We start from the raw sequence: 16,316 nt of genomic DNA, 5'->3' as shown, positions 1-16,316 counted from the left end.
CATCGCCGGGTATAAACTGCAGGATTAATCGAATCGGTGTTGATCGATTCAGTCGCCTTTGGCGAACTCCTCACGCAATTTCTTGTAGAAGGCGTTGGTGCCGCCCTCCATGAAGTAGTAGTCCTTCACACCACGCTGTTCGAGACGATACATCAACCAGCGTACCTGCTTGCCGGCTTCGTCATAGATATACATAGTCTCACCGGTCCTGGCCGCTTTGGCGATCAACTCGCCCATTTTCTTTTCATCCGCCAGGGAGGCCCGGTGTTCCTTGCCCATGAACAGCGCATAACCCGCGCGCTGTAACGGATCACGTGCATCGACGATCATGTTGCCATCCCGGTTGGCATTACCGACAAACTCCTCCGGTTTTATCAAATGTTGTTTGAACACCGGCTTGGCGATCAGTTTTGCCGGATCCAGTGGCGACTCACCCAGCAGCACCGACCGTTCCGGCTGGTTTTGTGCCCAGTCCATGATCCCGGCATCGAATGAGACTACATTCTCAACGCCGCGCTGCAACGCTTTACGCGCCGCCTTGTAGGACTTCATGCAGGTCTTGCCGTTACAGTAGGTCACAATGGTCTTATCCGGATTTGCCTGACGCAGCTGGTGCATGCGATCGACATAATCGGAGGCACCGAGTGAAATATTGATCGCCTTTTTGATATGCAGGGTATCGTATTCATAGCCGGAGCGGACATCGACGATAATCACCTCGTCATAGCGTTTGGCCAGTTCATCGAGTTCGATATGCGGGACATCCAGATACAGACTGCGACCGGGGAATTCGTCATTGGCCTGCGCCGAAGAGACCGCGATCAGAAGCAGACTCAAAAAACCGACAAGTACACGCATTTGACACCTCTGTAGTCATAAGCTGTGGGGCTGGTTGAATAAAATATATCGACCATCTGCTGTTCTGCTTGAATTATTTTTGAACCAGCTCACCTATTTATAATGCGTGTTTAACCGCCGTGGTAGGGGACACTCAATTCGTGGACGGCGTCAATAAAGGCGCGGGCGTGTTCCGGGTCCACATGCTGGTGAATGCCGTGTCCCAGATTGAAGATGTGTCCCTCGCCCGGCCCATAGCTCTCCAGGATAGTGGCCACTTCGGCGCGGATGCGCTCGGGGGAGGCGTAGAGGACGCAGGGATCCATATTCCCCTGCAGGGCAACCTGCTGACCTACCCGCTGGCGGGCCAGGCCGATGTCGATGGTCCAGTCCAGTCCCAGCGCGTCGGCACCGATGTCGGCCTGATCCTCCAGCCACTGGCAGCCCCCTTTGCTGAAGATGATCACCGGCACCTTGCGACCTTCGTGCTCGCGGGTCAGACCGGCGATGATCCGGCGCATATAGTGGAGGGAGAATTCACTGTAATCCCGCGTGGTCAGCACCCCGCCCCAGGTGTCGAAGATCATCACCGCCTGGGCGCCGGCGGCGATCTGGGCATTGAGGTAGTCGATCACGGTATGCGCCAGCTTCTCCAGCAACTGGTGCATCGCCCGGGGATTTTCGTAGAGCAACCCTTTGACCAGGGCGAACTCCTTGGTGGTGCCACCCTCCACCATGTAGGTGGCCAGGGTCCAGGGACTGCCGGAGAAACCGATCAGCGGCATCCGGCCGTCCAGCTCGCGACGAATCGTGCTCACTGCGTCCATCACATAACCGAGGCTGTCGGCGACATCGGGGACCGGCAGTTGCTCGATCGCCGCGGCCGAACGCAGCGGCCGCTCAAAGCAGGGACCTTCGCCCTCGGCAAAGTAGAGGCCCAGGTCCATGGCATCGGGAATGGTCAGAATATCGGAAAACAGAATCGCCGCATCCAGATCGAAGCGATCCAGCGGCTGCATCGTTACCTCGGTGGCCAGCTCCGGGTTCTTGCACAGATCCAGAAAACTGCCGGCCTTCTCACGCGTGGCGCGATACTCGGGCAGATAACGCCCGGCCTGGCGCATCATCCACACCGGCGTCACATCCACCGGCTCACGCGCCAGGGCCTTCAACAAACGATCATTTTTCAATTCAGTCATTCTTGTCCACTTTTTATGATCGACGACTCAAACGCGGAGCACGCAGAGGCGCGGAGGCGCAGAGAGAATCAATTCTGTTTCTTGTTGTCGGTTGCAGGCAGGATAAAGTCGCGCAGAAACGCAGGACGAAATTTATTATTTTTTTCTCCGCGCCTCTGCGACTCAGCGTCCTCTGCGTTAATTATTCACACCTCAAGATAGTCGAGGATGCCTTCGGCGGCTTCGCGGCCTTCGTAGACGGCGGTGACCACCAGGTCGGAGCCGCGTACCATGTCGCCGCCGGCGAAGATCTTCGGATTGGCGGTCTGGTGTTTGTATTCCTGTTTTTGCGGGGCCTTGACCCGACCGCGTTCATCGATCGCGATCTGGTATTCCTCGAACCAGTCACCGGGGCTGGGCTGGAAACCGAAGGCGATGATCACCGCATCGGCCATGATGATCTCTTCGGAGCCGGCCACCGGTTCGGGACGGCGACGGCCGCGCTCGTCGGGTTCGCCCAGCTGCGTGGTCACCACCTTGACGCCTTCCACCTGGCCGTTGCCGACGATCTCCACCGGCTGACGGTTCCACATGAACTTCACGCCCTCTTCCTTGGCATTGCCCACTTCCCGTTTGGAACCGGGCATGTTGGCTTCATCGCGCCGATAGGCACAGGTCACCGAGGCGGCACCCTGGCGAATCGAGGTCCGGTTGCAATCCATGGCGGTATCACCCCCGCCCAGCACCACCACGTGGCGACCCTGCATGCTGATGTAATCTTTCGGATCTTTTTCGTAGTTATAACAATGATTCACATTCGAAATCAGAAAATCGAGCGCCGCGTAAACCCCGTGCAGATCCTCACCGGCGATCCCGGCGGTCATGTATTTGTAGGTCCCCATCCCCAGGAACACCGCGTCATATTGATCCGCGATCGCCTTGAAGGCGATGTCCTTGCCGATCTCCACGCCGAGCCTGAATTCGATGCCCATGCCTTCGAATATCTCGCGGCGCTTGTGGACGACTTCCTTTTCCAGCTTGAATTCGGGAATCCCGAAGGTCAGCAGGCCGCCGATCTCCGGATAACGATCATAGACGGTGACAGCAACCCCGTTGCGCGCCAGCACATCGGCGCAGCCCAGACCGGCCGGGCCGGCACCGATCACGGCAACCTTTTTGCCGGTCGCCTCGACACCGCTCATGTCGGGCCGCCAGCCCTGTTCGAAGGCGGTATCGCTGATGTATTTTTCGATGGAGCCGATGGTCACCGCGCCGAAACCGTCGTTCAGGGTGCAGGCGCCCTCGCAGAGGCGATCCTGCGGGCAGACCCGGCCGCAGATCTCGGGCAGGGAGTTGGTGCGATGGGACAGCTCGGCGGCCTCGGTGATATTACCTTCGGCGATCAGCTTCAGCCAGTTGGGAATATAGTTATGGACCGGGCATTTCCATTCGCAATAGGGATTGCCACACTCCAGACAACGGTCTGCCTGCTGTGCCGCCGACTCGGCATCGTACTGACCATAGATCTCGCGATATTCCTTGATCCGGATATTGACCCGTTTCTTTTCCGGATCGATGCGCTTGACCTGTAAAAACTGAAACGTGTTACCCATGATTTGCTCTAACTGCCCATTGAGGCAGCCGGACAATCCCGGCTGCGGATTTATACTATCAATTAAAGAATTACGCAGCGCGGCGCTGCAGATCGTCCATCAAGGACTCCAGTGAAGCCGCTTTCGGTTTGACCAGCCAGAAGTGGCCCACTTCATCGGCAAAGTTGTCCAGTAACATCTGGCCACGTTGACTGCCAGTTTCACGGACAAACTCCTCAATCACTTCGCGTAGATGATTGCGGTTGGCTTCCATGTGTTCGGGTACGATGCGATGAATGTCGACATCGTGGCTGACACAATCGATAAAACTGTTGTCCGCGTCATAGACATAGGCAAACCCGCCGGTCATGGCCGCACCGAAGTTGAGTCCGGCCTGACCCAGTACGGTGACATGCCCGCCGGTCATGTATTCACAACCGTGATCGCCCACGCCTTCGACAACCGCATGACAGCCGGAGTTACGCACGCCGAAGCGTTCGCCGGCCGTGCCGGCCGCGTAGAGCTTGCCGCCGGTCGCGCCGTACAGGCAGGTGTTGCCGATGATCGTGGTCTCATGGCTGGCAAAACTGCTGCCCCTGGGCGGATAGAGGACCAGTTTGCCGCCGGCCATGCCCTTGCCCACATAGTCGTTGGCATCGCCTTCCAGGTACATGTGCAGACCGCCGGCATTCCAGACACCGAAGCTCTGCCCGGCGGTACCGCTAAGACGTAAAATAATCGGTTTGTTCTCCATACCCAGATCGCCGTGGCGTACGGCAATCTCGCCCGACAGGCGCGCGCCAATGGAACGGTGGGTATTACGTACTTCGTAATTGAACTCGCCGCCGGTCTTGTTTTCGATCGCCGGCAGGCAATCGGTGACCATCTGCTCGGCCAGCTCGGCCTTGTCGAACGGCTCATTCCTGGGTCGTACGCAACATTGCGGCTTGTCTTTGGCCACATCCGCATCACTGAGCAGGGCGGAGAGATCCAGACCGCGCTGCTTGCTGGTTTCCCCTTCCAGGGCTTCGAGCAGATCGGTGCGACCAATCGCATCGGTCAGCTTGCGCAGCCCCAGTGCGGCCAGCAGCTCACGCACTTCCTCGGCGATGAAGCGGAAATAGTTCATCACCCACTCCACTTCGCCGCGATAGTGATCCATGCGCAGCACCTTGTCCTGGGTGGCCACGCCGGTGGCGCAATTGTTCAGATGACAGATACGCAGGTACTTGCAACCCATGGCGACCATCGGCCCGGTGCCGAAGCCGAAGCTTTCCGCGCCGAGGATCGCCGCCTTGATCACATCCAGGCCGGTCTTCAGGCCACCATCAGTCTGCAGGCGCACCTTGTCGCGCAGATCGTTGGCGCGCAGGATCTGGTGCGTTTCACTCAAGCCAAGCTCCCACGGGCTGCCGGCATATTTGACCGAGGTCAGCGGCGAGGCCCCGGTACCGCCGTCATAACCGGAGATGGTGATCAGATCGGCATAGGCCTTGGCCACGCCGGCGGCCACGGTGCCGACACCGGCTTCGGAGACCAGTTTGACCGACACCAGGCCGTCGGGATTAACCTGCTTGAGATCGAAAATCAGCTGGGCCAGGTCCTCGATCGAATAGATATCATGATGCGGCGGCGGCGAGATCAGCGAGACCCCCGGCTTGCAGTAACGCAAGCGTGCGATGAGATCGTTGACCTTGTGACCGGGCAGCTGCCCGCCTTCGCCGGGCTTGGCACCCTGGGCCACCTTGATCTGCATGACTTCCGCCGAACGCAGATAGGCCGGCGTTACCCCGAAGCGTCCGGAAGCGACCTGTTTGATCTTGGAGCGCTTGTTGGTTCCGTAACGCTTGGGATCCTCGCCCCCCTCGCCCGAGTTGGAGCGAGCACCGAGGCGGTTCATCGCTTCGGCCAGGGTTTCGTGCGCCTCGGGCGACAACGCCCCCAGCGACATGGCGGCCGAATCGAAGCGGGTAGCGATCTCTTCCATCGGTTCCACTTCATCCAGTGCAACACGCTGATCAGTCTCGCGCAGCTGGAGCAGATCGCGCAGGGTCAGCGGCTGGCGTTGATTGACCAGTGCGGTGTATTCCTTCCATTTATCAAAGTCGCTGCTTTTAACCGCTTCCTGCAGGGTGCCGATCACATCCGGATTGTAGGCGTGATCCTCGCCGCCGCAAATAAACTTGAGCAGGCCGCCCTGCTGGATCGGCTTGCGCTTGTTCCAGGCCAGTTTGCACAACAGGCGCTGATCCTCCTGCAGATCACTGAAACCGATTCCCTGAATCCGGTTGGTGGTGCCGTTAAAGCAAAGATCTACCACCTCCTGATGCAGGCCGACCGACTCGAACAACTGGGCACCGCGATAACTGGCGATGGTGGAGATCCCCATCTTGGAGGTGATCTTGTACAGCCCCTTGTTAATGCCCTTGCGATAATTGGCATCCAGGTTGGCGGCACTGGGATCGGTGATCTCGCCACTGCGCTGCATGTCCCGCAGAGTGGCATAGGCCAGATAGGGATAGACGGCCGTGGCGCCATAGCCGATCAATACGGCGAAATGATGAGGATCCCTGGCTGTGCCGGTTTCCACAACAATATTGGCATCACAGCGCAGGCCTTCCTGCACCAGCCGATGATGCACGGCACCCGTGGCGAGCAGCGCGTGTACCGGGCGGGTCTCGCGAGTGATCTCGCGATCGCTGAGAACCAGCACGACCTTGCCCTGCTTGACGGCATTAACGGCCTGCTCGCAGATATCGCGGATTGCCGCCTCGAGTTCCGTGTCCTCGGGATAATTCAGCGAGATGAGCTGATTGGCGTAATTCTTCTCGCTTTGCCCCATCTCCAGCAGCTGGGTGAACTTGGTGTGCGAGAGCACCGGCGAGTCGACCAGCAGTCGCTCGGCATGTTGCGCAGTCTCGTCGAACATGTTGCGCTCGGGGCCAAAACAGGTTTCCAGGGACATGACGATCTGTTCACGAATCGGATCGATCGCCGGATTGGTCACCTGGGCGAACTGCTGGCGGAAGTTGTCGTAGGGCGAGCGCACCATGCGCGATAGGACCGGGAAGGGTGTATCGTCGCCCATGGAGCCGACGGCCTCCTGACCGACTTCACCGAGCACGCGGATCACCTGATCCCGTTCCTCGAAGGTGACCTGGAACATCTTCTGATAGACATCCACCAGGGATTCGTCCACCGGGCTGGCGTTGTTCTCTTCCTGCAGCAGAGACTTGAGCCGCCGGGCATGCTCCCGCATCCACTGCTTGTAGGGCTGGCGGCTCTTCAAGCGTTGATCAATGTCCTCCGGCAGCAGCAGTTTGCCGCTGTCGGTATCCACCGCCAGCATCTGGCCCGGCTTGAGCCGGCCCTTGGCGACTACGTCCTCGGGGGCGTAGTCGTAAACGCCGATTTCCGAGGCCAGGGTGATATGCCGGTCTCTGGTTATCACCCAGCGTGCCGGACGCAGACCGTTGCGATCCATGCTGCAGGCGGCGTGGCGCCCGTCGGTCAGCACGATGCCGGCCGGACCGTCCCACGGCTCCATGTGCATGGAGTTGTATTCATAAAAGGCGCGCAGATCCGCGTCCATGGTCTCCACGTTCTGCCAGGCCGGTGGAATCAGCAGGCGCATGGCGCGGAAGATATCCATGCCCCCGGCCAGTAACGCCTCGAGCATATTATCCAGGCTGTTGGAGTCGGAACCCGACGGGGAGACCAGCGGGCGCACGTCCGCCATCGGAATATGCGGGCTGTGGAACTTGTGGCCGCGCGCCACCGACCAGTTGCGGTTACCCTGCACGGTATTGATCTCACCGTTATGGGCCAGATAACGGAACGGCTGGGCCAGGCGCCACTCGGGCCAGGTGTTGGTCGAAAAACGCTGATGGAACACGGCCAGAGCGGAGGCCATGCGCGAGTCGTTCAGATCCTCGTAGAACACCGGCAGGTAGGCGGGCATGACCAGTCCCTTGAAGGAGATCACCCGCGAGGAGAGGCTGGGAATATAAAAGGTATCGTCCTGCGGCTCGATCGCCTTTTCGGTGCGCCGACGGGCTATATACAGGTGTCGTTCGAATTCGATTTCATCCATCGCCGCCGGTGCATTGATGAACAGCTGCTCGATCGTCGGCAGAGTGCGCAGCGCTTCCTTGCCACAAGCATCGGGGTTGACCGGGACCGTACGCCAGCCGAGGACGTCCAGTCCTTCCTGTTCCAGCTCACGAACCAGCTGATTGCGCGCCGCCTCGGCCAGCTGGCTGTCGGTGTTGAGAAACACCATACCCACGGCAAAGCGCTCATTGAGTGTAAAACCCTGCTCTTTGGCGACAGCCTGGAAAAAACTTTTTGGCTGTTTCAACAACAGACCGCAGCCGTCGCCGGACTTGCCGTCGGCCGCGATCGCGCCACGATGGGTCAGCCGCGCCAGGGCGCCGATGGCGGTCTCCAGGATCCAGTGGCTGGCTTCGCCATCCATATGGGCAATCAGCCCGAAACCGCAATTGTCCCGTTCAAAGTTCGGTTGGTAGAGCCCGCTGGAAAGTTGAGTCAGTTTGCTTTGTGTCACTGGAACCGCCACTAAATTCTTACCGTGATTCGACTTTTTACCCGCAGATCGCGGGCAAAATGGCCCAGAAGTATACAGCCAGGCCACAGGCCCCTGCAATGCTCCATAAGGAGCTGTTTTGCTTGATGTTTTAGGACAAAATGACAGGAGAACCGACAGGGTTATCGGGATTCCCGGGTGGCTCAGGGTGCGGCGAGTTCGCTATGAATATCGGCGAAGGCGCGCGGCCATGGCGCCTGTTCGCGCAGCGTCGCCGGCAATGCCTCACGTGCCGCCAGCGCCGCCGCGCGATCGGCATGCCGGCCCAGTACCACCACGAACCAGGGGTTGCCCTTGCGCCGGGTCTGATAAAACACGGCTTCGCCGCGCAGTGCATGGTGATCGATAAAGTCCTGGATCGCCGGCTCATTAGAACCGGCAATCAGCTGCAGGGTATAGGCGTCCGGATCCTGATCCCACAACCAGGCGGTATGTGCCCGCAAGGTGGCGCTGTGGGGCACCGGCTTGTCGGTAATCGGCTCGTCGGCCGGGTGCGCCAGGCTCGCCTGAACGTCCCCGATACGCCGGATCCACGGCGCCTCCAGGTCACCGGGCAGATCCGCGGCCGCCTCCCGGGCCACCCCGGTATCGGGATAACTGCCAAAGACCGCGGCATACCAGGGTTCACTGTTCTTGCGACTTTCGACAATCACACTTTGCGTGTCCAGGTCATGGCGTTGCAGGAAGGCCTGCAGATTGTCACGTTGTCGCGTTGCCAGCAGCTGCAGCGTGTAGTGATCGGCCGGCTGGCGCTGCAGCCAGTCAATGTCGAGGGTTTCCTTCACCGCGACTGCTGCCTTGGCTGATGCCGGTACGGGATCATTCTCTGCCGCCGCCCCGGGTTCTACCGTGAAACGGGTTCGGACCCGTTCATCGCTTTGTGGGTTGCGCACCAGCAGTTCCCAGGTTTGCGCGCGGGTCCCGACGCGCAGACGAAAATCGAGCTGTTTGTCGTTGATCAGCGCAACCCGGGAAGCAGCCAGCGTTTTGCGCTGATTACCCCATTCGACCGTAATACGAGTGCTCTCATCAAAGCCCTTGCCGTGCAGACTGACTGTCTGCAGTTCATCACTGGCCGGTACCGGATTGGGCTTGATCGCCTCGATGTGCAGTGCGGGAGTCGATGCTGCCACGGGTTCGCCCACCGGCTCCACCGACAGTTCCCGATCGTCGGGCACGTGCTGATCGCGTGCCGCTTCAAAAGGCGTACCGCTCAGCCGTTCGGGACGCAGTTCCACGATCTCCTGCGACGACGACATTGCGGCCGGTTCGCCCTGGCTGATCGATGGCGAGTGCGACGAGTCCACCGACGGTTGGATTTCCGACTCCGGCCACCAGAGCATCGCGGCGACAAGCAACACCATCGCACCACCGGCGGCAAGATAGCCGCGGCCCGATGCCCGCTTTCGCGTTGCAAGCGGTGCGCTCTCCAACTCGAAATCCGTCTCCTCCCCAATCTCTATCCCGACGAGCAGGCGGTAGGCGGCATCATTGATCCGGGCCGGTATGCCGTCGGCACTCCGGTAAATTGCGCGAATATCCCGGAGGGTAAAGGGACTGGCACCGTCCAGCCCGGCGACGGCCAGACGATGGCGAATATACTCGGCGGTCTGCGCCTCATCGAAAGGGGCCAGGCGCATGTGGTGGGTCACCCGTTCCTTGAGTGGCTGGATGGCGGACGATTCAAGCATCACCTCAATCGCCGGCTCGCAGAACAGCACCAGATGCAGCAGATTGCCCTCGCCGGCTTCGGCATCGGCAAGATAAAACAGCGCCTCCAGAGCGTCCCGGGGCAGTTCATGGGCATCGTCCACCAGCAACACCGGTGTCCGATCCTGCTGCTGCAGACCGGCCAGATAATGATAGAGGTTGTTCTGCAATTCCACCGGGGTGGCGGGAATATCGAGCAGACCAAAGCCCCGGGCAACACCTGAGAGCAGCTCGTTGGCATCCATCATCGGATGCGCCGCGACGTCACTGATCAGGTAACGCTCATCCGCCTGGTTGATAAAGTGCTGTCTGATGCTGGTCTTGCCGATGCCCCGTTCGCCGACAACGATCAGCATCAGCCGGCTGTAACGGGTCAGATGCTGCAGCATATCGAGTAATTGCCGGCGCTCGTCGTCCAGGTAGATAAAGCGATCATCGTGCTCGGTAAAAAAAGGCGGTCTCTGCAGACCGTAGTCCGCCAGATAGTCGGGCTCGTGTCGCAGCGTCGGGATGTCGTCGTAATTACTCATGCGGCAGTTCCTGTCCCTGCATGAACATCACCTTGTAACCGCGCTCGAGCTGCATATCCCGTACCTTGAGCAGCGCTGTCTGGGCCTGTTCCAGATCACTGTAATGATCCTGCTTGACCCGTCCGCGGCTGCCGGTCTCGCCCCAGTTGCGAATCAGATTCCAGCCGTCTACCAGGTCCTTTTGCAGCATGAGCTGGTAGAACCTTGGCGGCTTGTCTTCCATGGCCGGTATTTGCATATAGATACGCATGAACTGGCGCGCTCACAACTACACGGTTCAGGTTAATTCGGCCGGATCGAAAATGCGCCCGTATTCGGCAATCGCATAGCGATCGGTCATACCGGCGATATAGTCGGCAACGGCGCGGGCGCGGCCATTGGTGCCTTCTTTTTCTTCCATCGTGTAGACCTTCTGCTGATGTTTGGGTTGCAACAGCCTGGGGTCCTGAAAGAACGCGCTGAACAGCGACTCGATAATCCGTTGCGCCTTCGAGGTCATGCGATGCACCCGGTAATGGGAATAGAGCCGACTGCGCAGAAATTGTTTGAGCGCCATATTGGCGGCGCGCATCTCGTCGCTGAAACCGATCAGACTCTGACTGTGCCGGCGGACATCATCGATTTTCTGTGGCGCCAGCACTTCGATCGCCGCCTGACTGGTCTCTACCAGATCGATGATCTGACGGTTGATCATACGCCGAATAATCTCGTGGATCAGCCGTCGGTCGGTCAGCTCCCGATAGCGCTCCCTGACTTCCCGGTATTGATCATTAAACAGCTCGATCTCTTCCAGTTCCGCCAGGGTAATCAGCCCCGAGCGCAGGCCGTCATCCACGTCATGATTATTATAGGCAATCTCGTCGGCCAGGTTCACCGCCTGGGCTTCCAGCGAAGGCTGAGTCTTGTCGATAAAGCGGCGCCCCACCTCGCCCAGTTCACGGGCGTGCCTGAGCGAACAATGTTTGAGAATACCCTCGCGCGCCTCAAAAGTCAGATTCAATCCCTCGAAGTCCGCGTAACGCTGCTCCAGTTTGTCGACCGTACGCAACGACTGCAGATTATGTTCGAACCCGCCATACTCTTTCATACAATCGTTCAGGGCATCCTGGCCGGCATGGCCGAACGGGGTGTGTCCCAGGTCATGCGCCAGGGCGATGGTCTCACTCAGATCTTCATTAATATTGAGAATCCGGGCGATAGAGCGGCTGATTTGCGCCACTTCGATGGAGTGGGTCAGCCGGGTACGGAACATGTCCCCTTCGTGATTGACGAACACCTGGGTCTTGTATTCCAGGCGACGAAACGCGGCGGAGTGAACGATGCGGTCCCGGTCCCGCTGAAATTCGCTGCGGTAACTGGGTGCTTCTTCGGGAATATGTCGCCCCAGACTGTTCTTTTCGTTCGCGGCATAGGGCGCAAGACTTAGCATAGAATTTACCGTCTGTTTATTCCGTGGCGCGATGGGCCTCGACGGTCTCGCGCAGCAGGGCGGGATCGAAATCGGCCGTAACAACCGCCTCGCCCAATGATTTTAACAGCACCAGATTAACCTGGCCGGCACGGACCTTTTTGTCCACCGCCATCAGCTCCATAAACCGCTCATAGGTCATATTATGCGGTGCGCGAGTGGGCAGCTCCGCCTTGTCAAGCAGGTTTTCCACCCGCAGCACATCCTGCTCCGATAACCAGCCCTGGCGCATGGAAAGATCCGCCGCCATCAGCATTCCGGTACCCACCGCCTCGCCATGCAACCAGTGACCGTAACCGGCCCCGGTTTCAATGGCATGGCCGAAGGTGTGGCCGAGATTGAGCAGGGCCCGCACGCCGCTTTCTTTTTCATCGGCAGCCACGATGGCGGCCTTGCTGCGGCAGGAGGTCTCGATGGCATACGCGGTGGCTTCGGGATCGCGCGCCAACAGTTTATCCATATTCTGCTCCAGCCACTCGATGAATTCGGGGTCTCGAATCAGGCCATACTTGATGATCTCCGCCAGGCCGGCGCTCAACTGGCGATCATCCAGTGTTTTCAGGGTATCGGTATCAATAATCACACAGCGCGGCTGATGAAACGCCCCGATCATGTTCTTGCCCTGAGGATGATTGACGCCGGTCTTGCCGCCTACCGAGGAGTCGACCTGGGCCAGCAGGGTGGTGGGGATCTGGATAAAATCGACGCCACGTTGGTAACAGGCGGCGGCGAAGCCGGTCATATCCCCGATGACGCCGCCACCCAGGGCCACCAGGGTGCAGTGGCGATCAAAATGGCGCACCAGCAATTCATCAAAGATCCGGTTTAGAATCTCCAGATTCTTGTATTGCTCGCCGTCAGGCAGGATAACGTGGCCGGGGTCGTAGTCAGTAAACGCCTGCAGGGCCTTGTCAAGATACAACGGCGCAATCGTTTCATTGGTAACAATCATCACCTGGGTGCCGGCAATACAGGGGCTGACCCGCTCGGCATCGCCCAGCAACTGCTGGCCGATGAATATCGGATAACTGCGTTCGCCCAGATCGACGTTGAGAGTAATCATGTTGCCTTCATTGCGCCGGTAACTGTCAGATTATACAGGATAGTCGGCACAGCGCGCGAGAAGCAACGGCTCAGGCAAGTTTTTCCAGAATTGTATCGACCACGCTGCGGATATTGCCCTGGCCGGTATTGACTACCAGATCCGCCAGTTCGAGATAAAGCGGTTCCCGCTCCTGCAACAAACAGGTCAACCGGCCTTCAGGATCCCCGGTCTGCAACAACGGCCGATTCTTGTCTTTGCGGGTGCGCTCCAGCAACTGCTCGACATCAGCCTGCAGATAGACCACCATTCCACGCTGTTTCATGTGGCGGCGGTTTTCCTCGCGCAGTACCGCACCCCCGCCGGTGGCCAGCACCACATTGTCACGTTCGGTCAGCTCGTCGAGCACTGCCGATTCACGCTCCCGAAATCCCGCTTCCCCTTCAAGCTCGAAGATCAACGGGATATTCACCCCGGTGCGTGCCTCGATTTCGTGATCGCTGTCCATGAATTCCTTGCCCAGGGCCTGAGCAAGCTGGCGGCCGATGGTGGTTTTACCCGCCCCCATCAATCCGACGAGAAAGATATTATTGACTGAAGACATGAGGCCGCAGAAAAAACAATCCGGCCGGTGATGCCTCGCGGCATTACCGGCCGATCTGACTAGATCTGCATCTCATCCTTGATGATCTTCGGCGTCACGAAGATCAACAGTTCGTTCTTTTCATCTTGTTCGGACTTGCTTCTGAACAGAGCCCCGACTATTGGCAGGTCCGCAAAGAAGGGCACCCGGTTGATGGTGTTACTCTTGGTCTGCTCATAAACTCCGCCCAGCACAATCGTCTCACCGTTATTGATCAGCACCTGGGTCTGAACGTTCTGGGTATTGATTGGCGGTACACCCAGAACCAGATTACCAAAGTCAGGATTGTCACTCTTGACTTCCAGATCCATGATAATCCGATCATCCGGGGTGATTTGCGGTGTCACCGTCAGACTCAGCACGGCCTTTTTGAAGGAAACACTGGTCGCACCGCTGGAAGTGGCTTCCTGATAGGGAATTTCCTGCCCCGATTCGATCACCGCCTCCTGCTGATTGGCGGTGATGACCCGCGGGCTGGAGACGATTTCGGTTTCCCCCTCGGCCTGGGCCGCGGACAACTCCAGCTCCACCAGGGTGCCGAACGGTAATCTTGCCAATGCCATGCCAATGGTGCCGGCTGAAGAACTTGCCGCGGGTAAATTTACGTTCCAGCGATCCGGAGACGTCAAGGTATCGTTGTTAATCAGCTGATCGACGGCATTCAAATTGCCGGAGGTTGCCCGTTCACGACCATCGGAGCCAACATAGTCTCGGGACACCCCGAAGCGCACCCCGACTTCCTTGCTGAAGTTGGTGCTGGCCAGCACGATGCGCGACTCAATCAGCACCTGACGCACCGGCACATCCAGCTCATTGACCAGGGAGATAATGGCATCGATACGTTCCGCCGTTTCCTGAACCAGCAATTTGTTGGTACGCTCATCAACGCTCACGTTACCGCGCTCGGACAGGAGTTCGCTGCCTTTTGTCTTGAGCAGGCTAGCCAATTCCGAAGCCTTGGCATAATTGACCTGGATCGTCTCGCTAATCAACGGGGCAAGCGCCTCGACTTGCCGGTTTGCCTCCAGCTCCATTTTCTCGCGCGCGGCGATCTCCTCGGCCGGCGCGACCAGCATCACATTTCCGTTCTGACGTTTATCCAGTCCCTTGGTCTTGAGAATCAGATCCAGCGCCTGATCCCAGGGCACGTTTTTCAGTCGCAGGGTCACATTCCCCGAGACCGTATCACTGGTCACCATATTGATGCCGGTAAAGTCCGCGATTAATTGCAGTACCGCCCGCACCTCAATATTCTGAAAGTTGAGCGACAGCTTTTCACCCGTATACTCTTCTCGTCGGCGTTGTTTCTCTTCTTCTTCGGCCTTGACGATCGGTTTGAGATCGATAGTCAATTTCTGGTCCGCCTGATAAGCAATATGTTCGAACTCATCCGTCGCGCTGATAATCACGCGTACATCATTACCCTGGTTAAAGGCATCCACGGTACTGACCGGCGTGGCAAAATCCTGTACATTGACGCGCCGCTCCAGTTTTTCATCCAGGACACTGTTTTTCAGTGTCACCACCACCTGACTACCGCGCCGCTTCATGTCCACGGCCGTGTTCGGATCAGCCAGAGTCATTTCCACCCGCCCTTCACCCGAGGCGCCACGACGAAAATCAAGATCCAGCACATTGACCGAAGCACCCTGGCTGAAAGTTCTCTTCTGATCTGCCCCACCGGCACGGGAGAAACGGGTTTCGCCGCTTTCATTCAGGGTAATCACCACATCATTGCCTTCCAACGCGGTGCTGTAACCCACCAGACTGGAAAGATTCAGAACAACCCGGGTTCGGCCGCCAGCCTCCGCTGTCGTGACACTGCGGGCCACGCCAATACCGATATCCCTGGTGCGCTCACCAAGATTCAGTTTGGTATCGGGCAGATCGAAAGCGATGCGAGCCGGGTTATCGATGGTGAAGCTTGCCGGTTCAGCCTCCAGCGGCCGATCCAGTTTCAGCTTGATCTGCACCTTGTCGCCAGGGAGAGTTGAATAGCTTATATCGCTCAGGCTATTTTGGGCCTGGGCCTGGGACGATACCAGAAACATCAACAGCATCACCGACAGCATGCCGGTGACGTTCATGATTCTGCTTGCATAACCACTCTGGTTTATCATGGTTCTACTCCAAAAATTATACGGAGCCCGACTTACTCGCTTTCCAGCGTGAGGGCCGCCTCTCTTTCAATCCATCCACCACTTCCATCAGACACAATTTCTGTTATCAGTACTTGGGTCTCGGAAATCTCTTCTATTTCGCCATAATTCTGGCCGATATAATTGCCTTCTCTTACCTTGTAGACAGTCGAATCCGGTGACGAGATCAGTCCCCACAGCACGCCATCTTTTTCCAGGTGCCCGACAAACACCAGTGAATCGAGCGAGAACTGTTCCAGTGCTTCGCGCTTGCGGTTTGTATCCGGCCGTAGCCCGGTATTGGCCGGCGTCTCCTGGACCGCTGCTTGCTGCACAAAAGGCGTGAAGGGATCCCGCAGATCATCCGACTTATAGGTAAATGTTTCGTACGGCTTGATCTCGGGTAACGGCTCAATACGGCCCTGTTTCTTTGCCTTGACCCGTTGCACATACTCCTGCAGATCGGCATGTTCCGGGCCGCTACACGAGGCGCCCAACAGCATCACGGCTGCCAACAGAGCAAGTTTTGTCAATTTGTTATTCAGCATAGGTTGCACTCAGGAATTGAACCC

The 16,316-nt window shown here is 58.2% G+C and carries 11 protein-coding genes; all 11 read right to left on the bottom strand.

Annotated features, from left to right (window positions below; all coding sequences use genetic code 11):
• Nucleotides 1-48 precede the first annotated feature (48 nt).
• Nucleotides 49-858 carry a rhodanese-like domain-containing protein gene (locus tag U5K34_RS06350; protein ID WP_322564432.1) on the bottom strand — a complete coding sequence of 270 codons (810 nt, stop codon included), beginning with the start codon at nucleotides 856-858 and terminating at the stop codon, nucleotides 49-51.
• Nucleotides 859-968: 110 nt separating this feature from the next.
• Nucleotides 969-2,036, bottom strand: coding sequence for a uroporphyrinogen decarboxylase (hemE, locus tag U5K34_RS06345; RefSeq protein ID WP_322564431.1), 1,068 nt, complete (start codon nucleotides 2,034-2,036; stop codon nucleotides 969-971).
• Between the two features lie 185 nt (nucleotides 2,037-2,221).
• Nucleotides 2,222-3,628 (bottom strand): glutamate synthase subunit beta, encoded by a 1,407-nt coding sequence (locus U5K34_RS06340; protein WP_322564430.1) that lies wholly within the window; start codon nucleotides 3,626-3,628, stop codon nucleotides 2,222-2,224.
• 70 nt (nucleotides 3,629-3,698) lie between these two features.
• Nucleotides 3,699-8,174: a glutamate synthase large subunit gene (gltB, locus tag U5K34_RS06335; RefSeq protein WP_322564429.1), complete on the bottom strand. Its 4,476-nt coding sequence runs from the start codon at nucleotides 8,172-8,174 to the stop codon at nucleotides 3,699-3,701.
• Between the two features lie 182 nt (nucleotides 8,175-8,356).
• Nucleotides 8,357-10,453 carry an SPOR domain-containing protein gene (locus U5K34_RS06330; protein ID WP_322564428.1) on the bottom strand — a complete coding sequence of 699 codons (2,097 nt, stop codon included), beginning with the start codon at nucleotides 10,451-10,453 and terminating at the stop codon, nucleotides 8,357-8,359.
• Entirely contained in the window at nucleotides 10,446-10,703 is a 258-nt protein-coding gene (locus tag U5K34_RS06325; RefSeq protein ID WP_322567622.1) for a WGR domain-containing protein, read from the bottom strand. Before U5K34_RS06325 ends, U5K34_RS06330 begins: the two co-directional genes overlap by 8 nt.
• 27 nt (nucleotides 10,704-10,730) lie before the next feature.
• On the bottom strand, nucleotides 10,731-11,882 hold the full coding sequence (locus tag U5K34_RS06320; RefSeq protein WP_322564426.1) for a deoxyguanosinetriphosphate triphosphohydrolase: 1,152 nt from the start codon (nucleotides 11,880-11,882) through the stop codon (nucleotides 10,731-10,733).
• Between the two features lie 16 nt (nucleotides 11,883-11,898).
• Nucleotides 11,899-12,984 carry a 3-dehydroquinate synthase gene (aroB, locus tag U5K34_RS06315; RefSeq protein WP_322564425.1) on the bottom strand — a complete coding sequence of 362 codons (1,086 nt, stop codon included), beginning with the start codon at nucleotides 12,982-12,984 and terminating at the stop codon, nucleotides 11,899-11,901.
• Nucleotides 12,985-13,054: 70 nt separating this feature from the next.
• Entirely contained in the window at nucleotides 13,055-13,567 is a 513-nt protein-coding gene (gene aroK, locus U5K34_RS06310) for a shikimate kinase AroK (RefSeq protein WP_322564424.1), read from the bottom strand.
• Between the two features lie 59 nt (nucleotides 13,568-13,626).
• Nucleotides 13,627-15,726 carry a type IV pilus secretin PilQ gene (gene pilQ / locus U5K34_RS06305; RefSeq protein ID WP_322564423.1) on the bottom strand — a complete coding sequence of 700 codons (2,100 nt, stop codon included), beginning with the start codon at nucleotides 15,724-15,726 and terminating at the stop codon, nucleotides 13,627-13,629.
• 32 nt (nucleotides 15,727-15,758) lie between these two features.
• On the bottom strand, nucleotides 15,759-16,292 hold the full coding sequence (locus U5K34_RS06300; protein ID WP_322564422.1) for a pilus assembly protein PilP: 534 nt from the start codon (nucleotides 16,290-16,292) through the stop codon (nucleotides 15,759-15,761).
• Nucleotides 16,293-16,316: the final 24 nt, after the last annotated feature.

This window comes from Thiohalophilus sp. (assembly GCF_034521165.1).
GTDB lineage: Bacteria > Pseudomonadota > Gammaproteobacteria > UBA6429 > Thiohalophilaceae > Thiohalophilus.
Note: the sequence above shows the minus strand (reverse complement) of the source record. Positions and strands in the feature narration are given on the sequence as shown.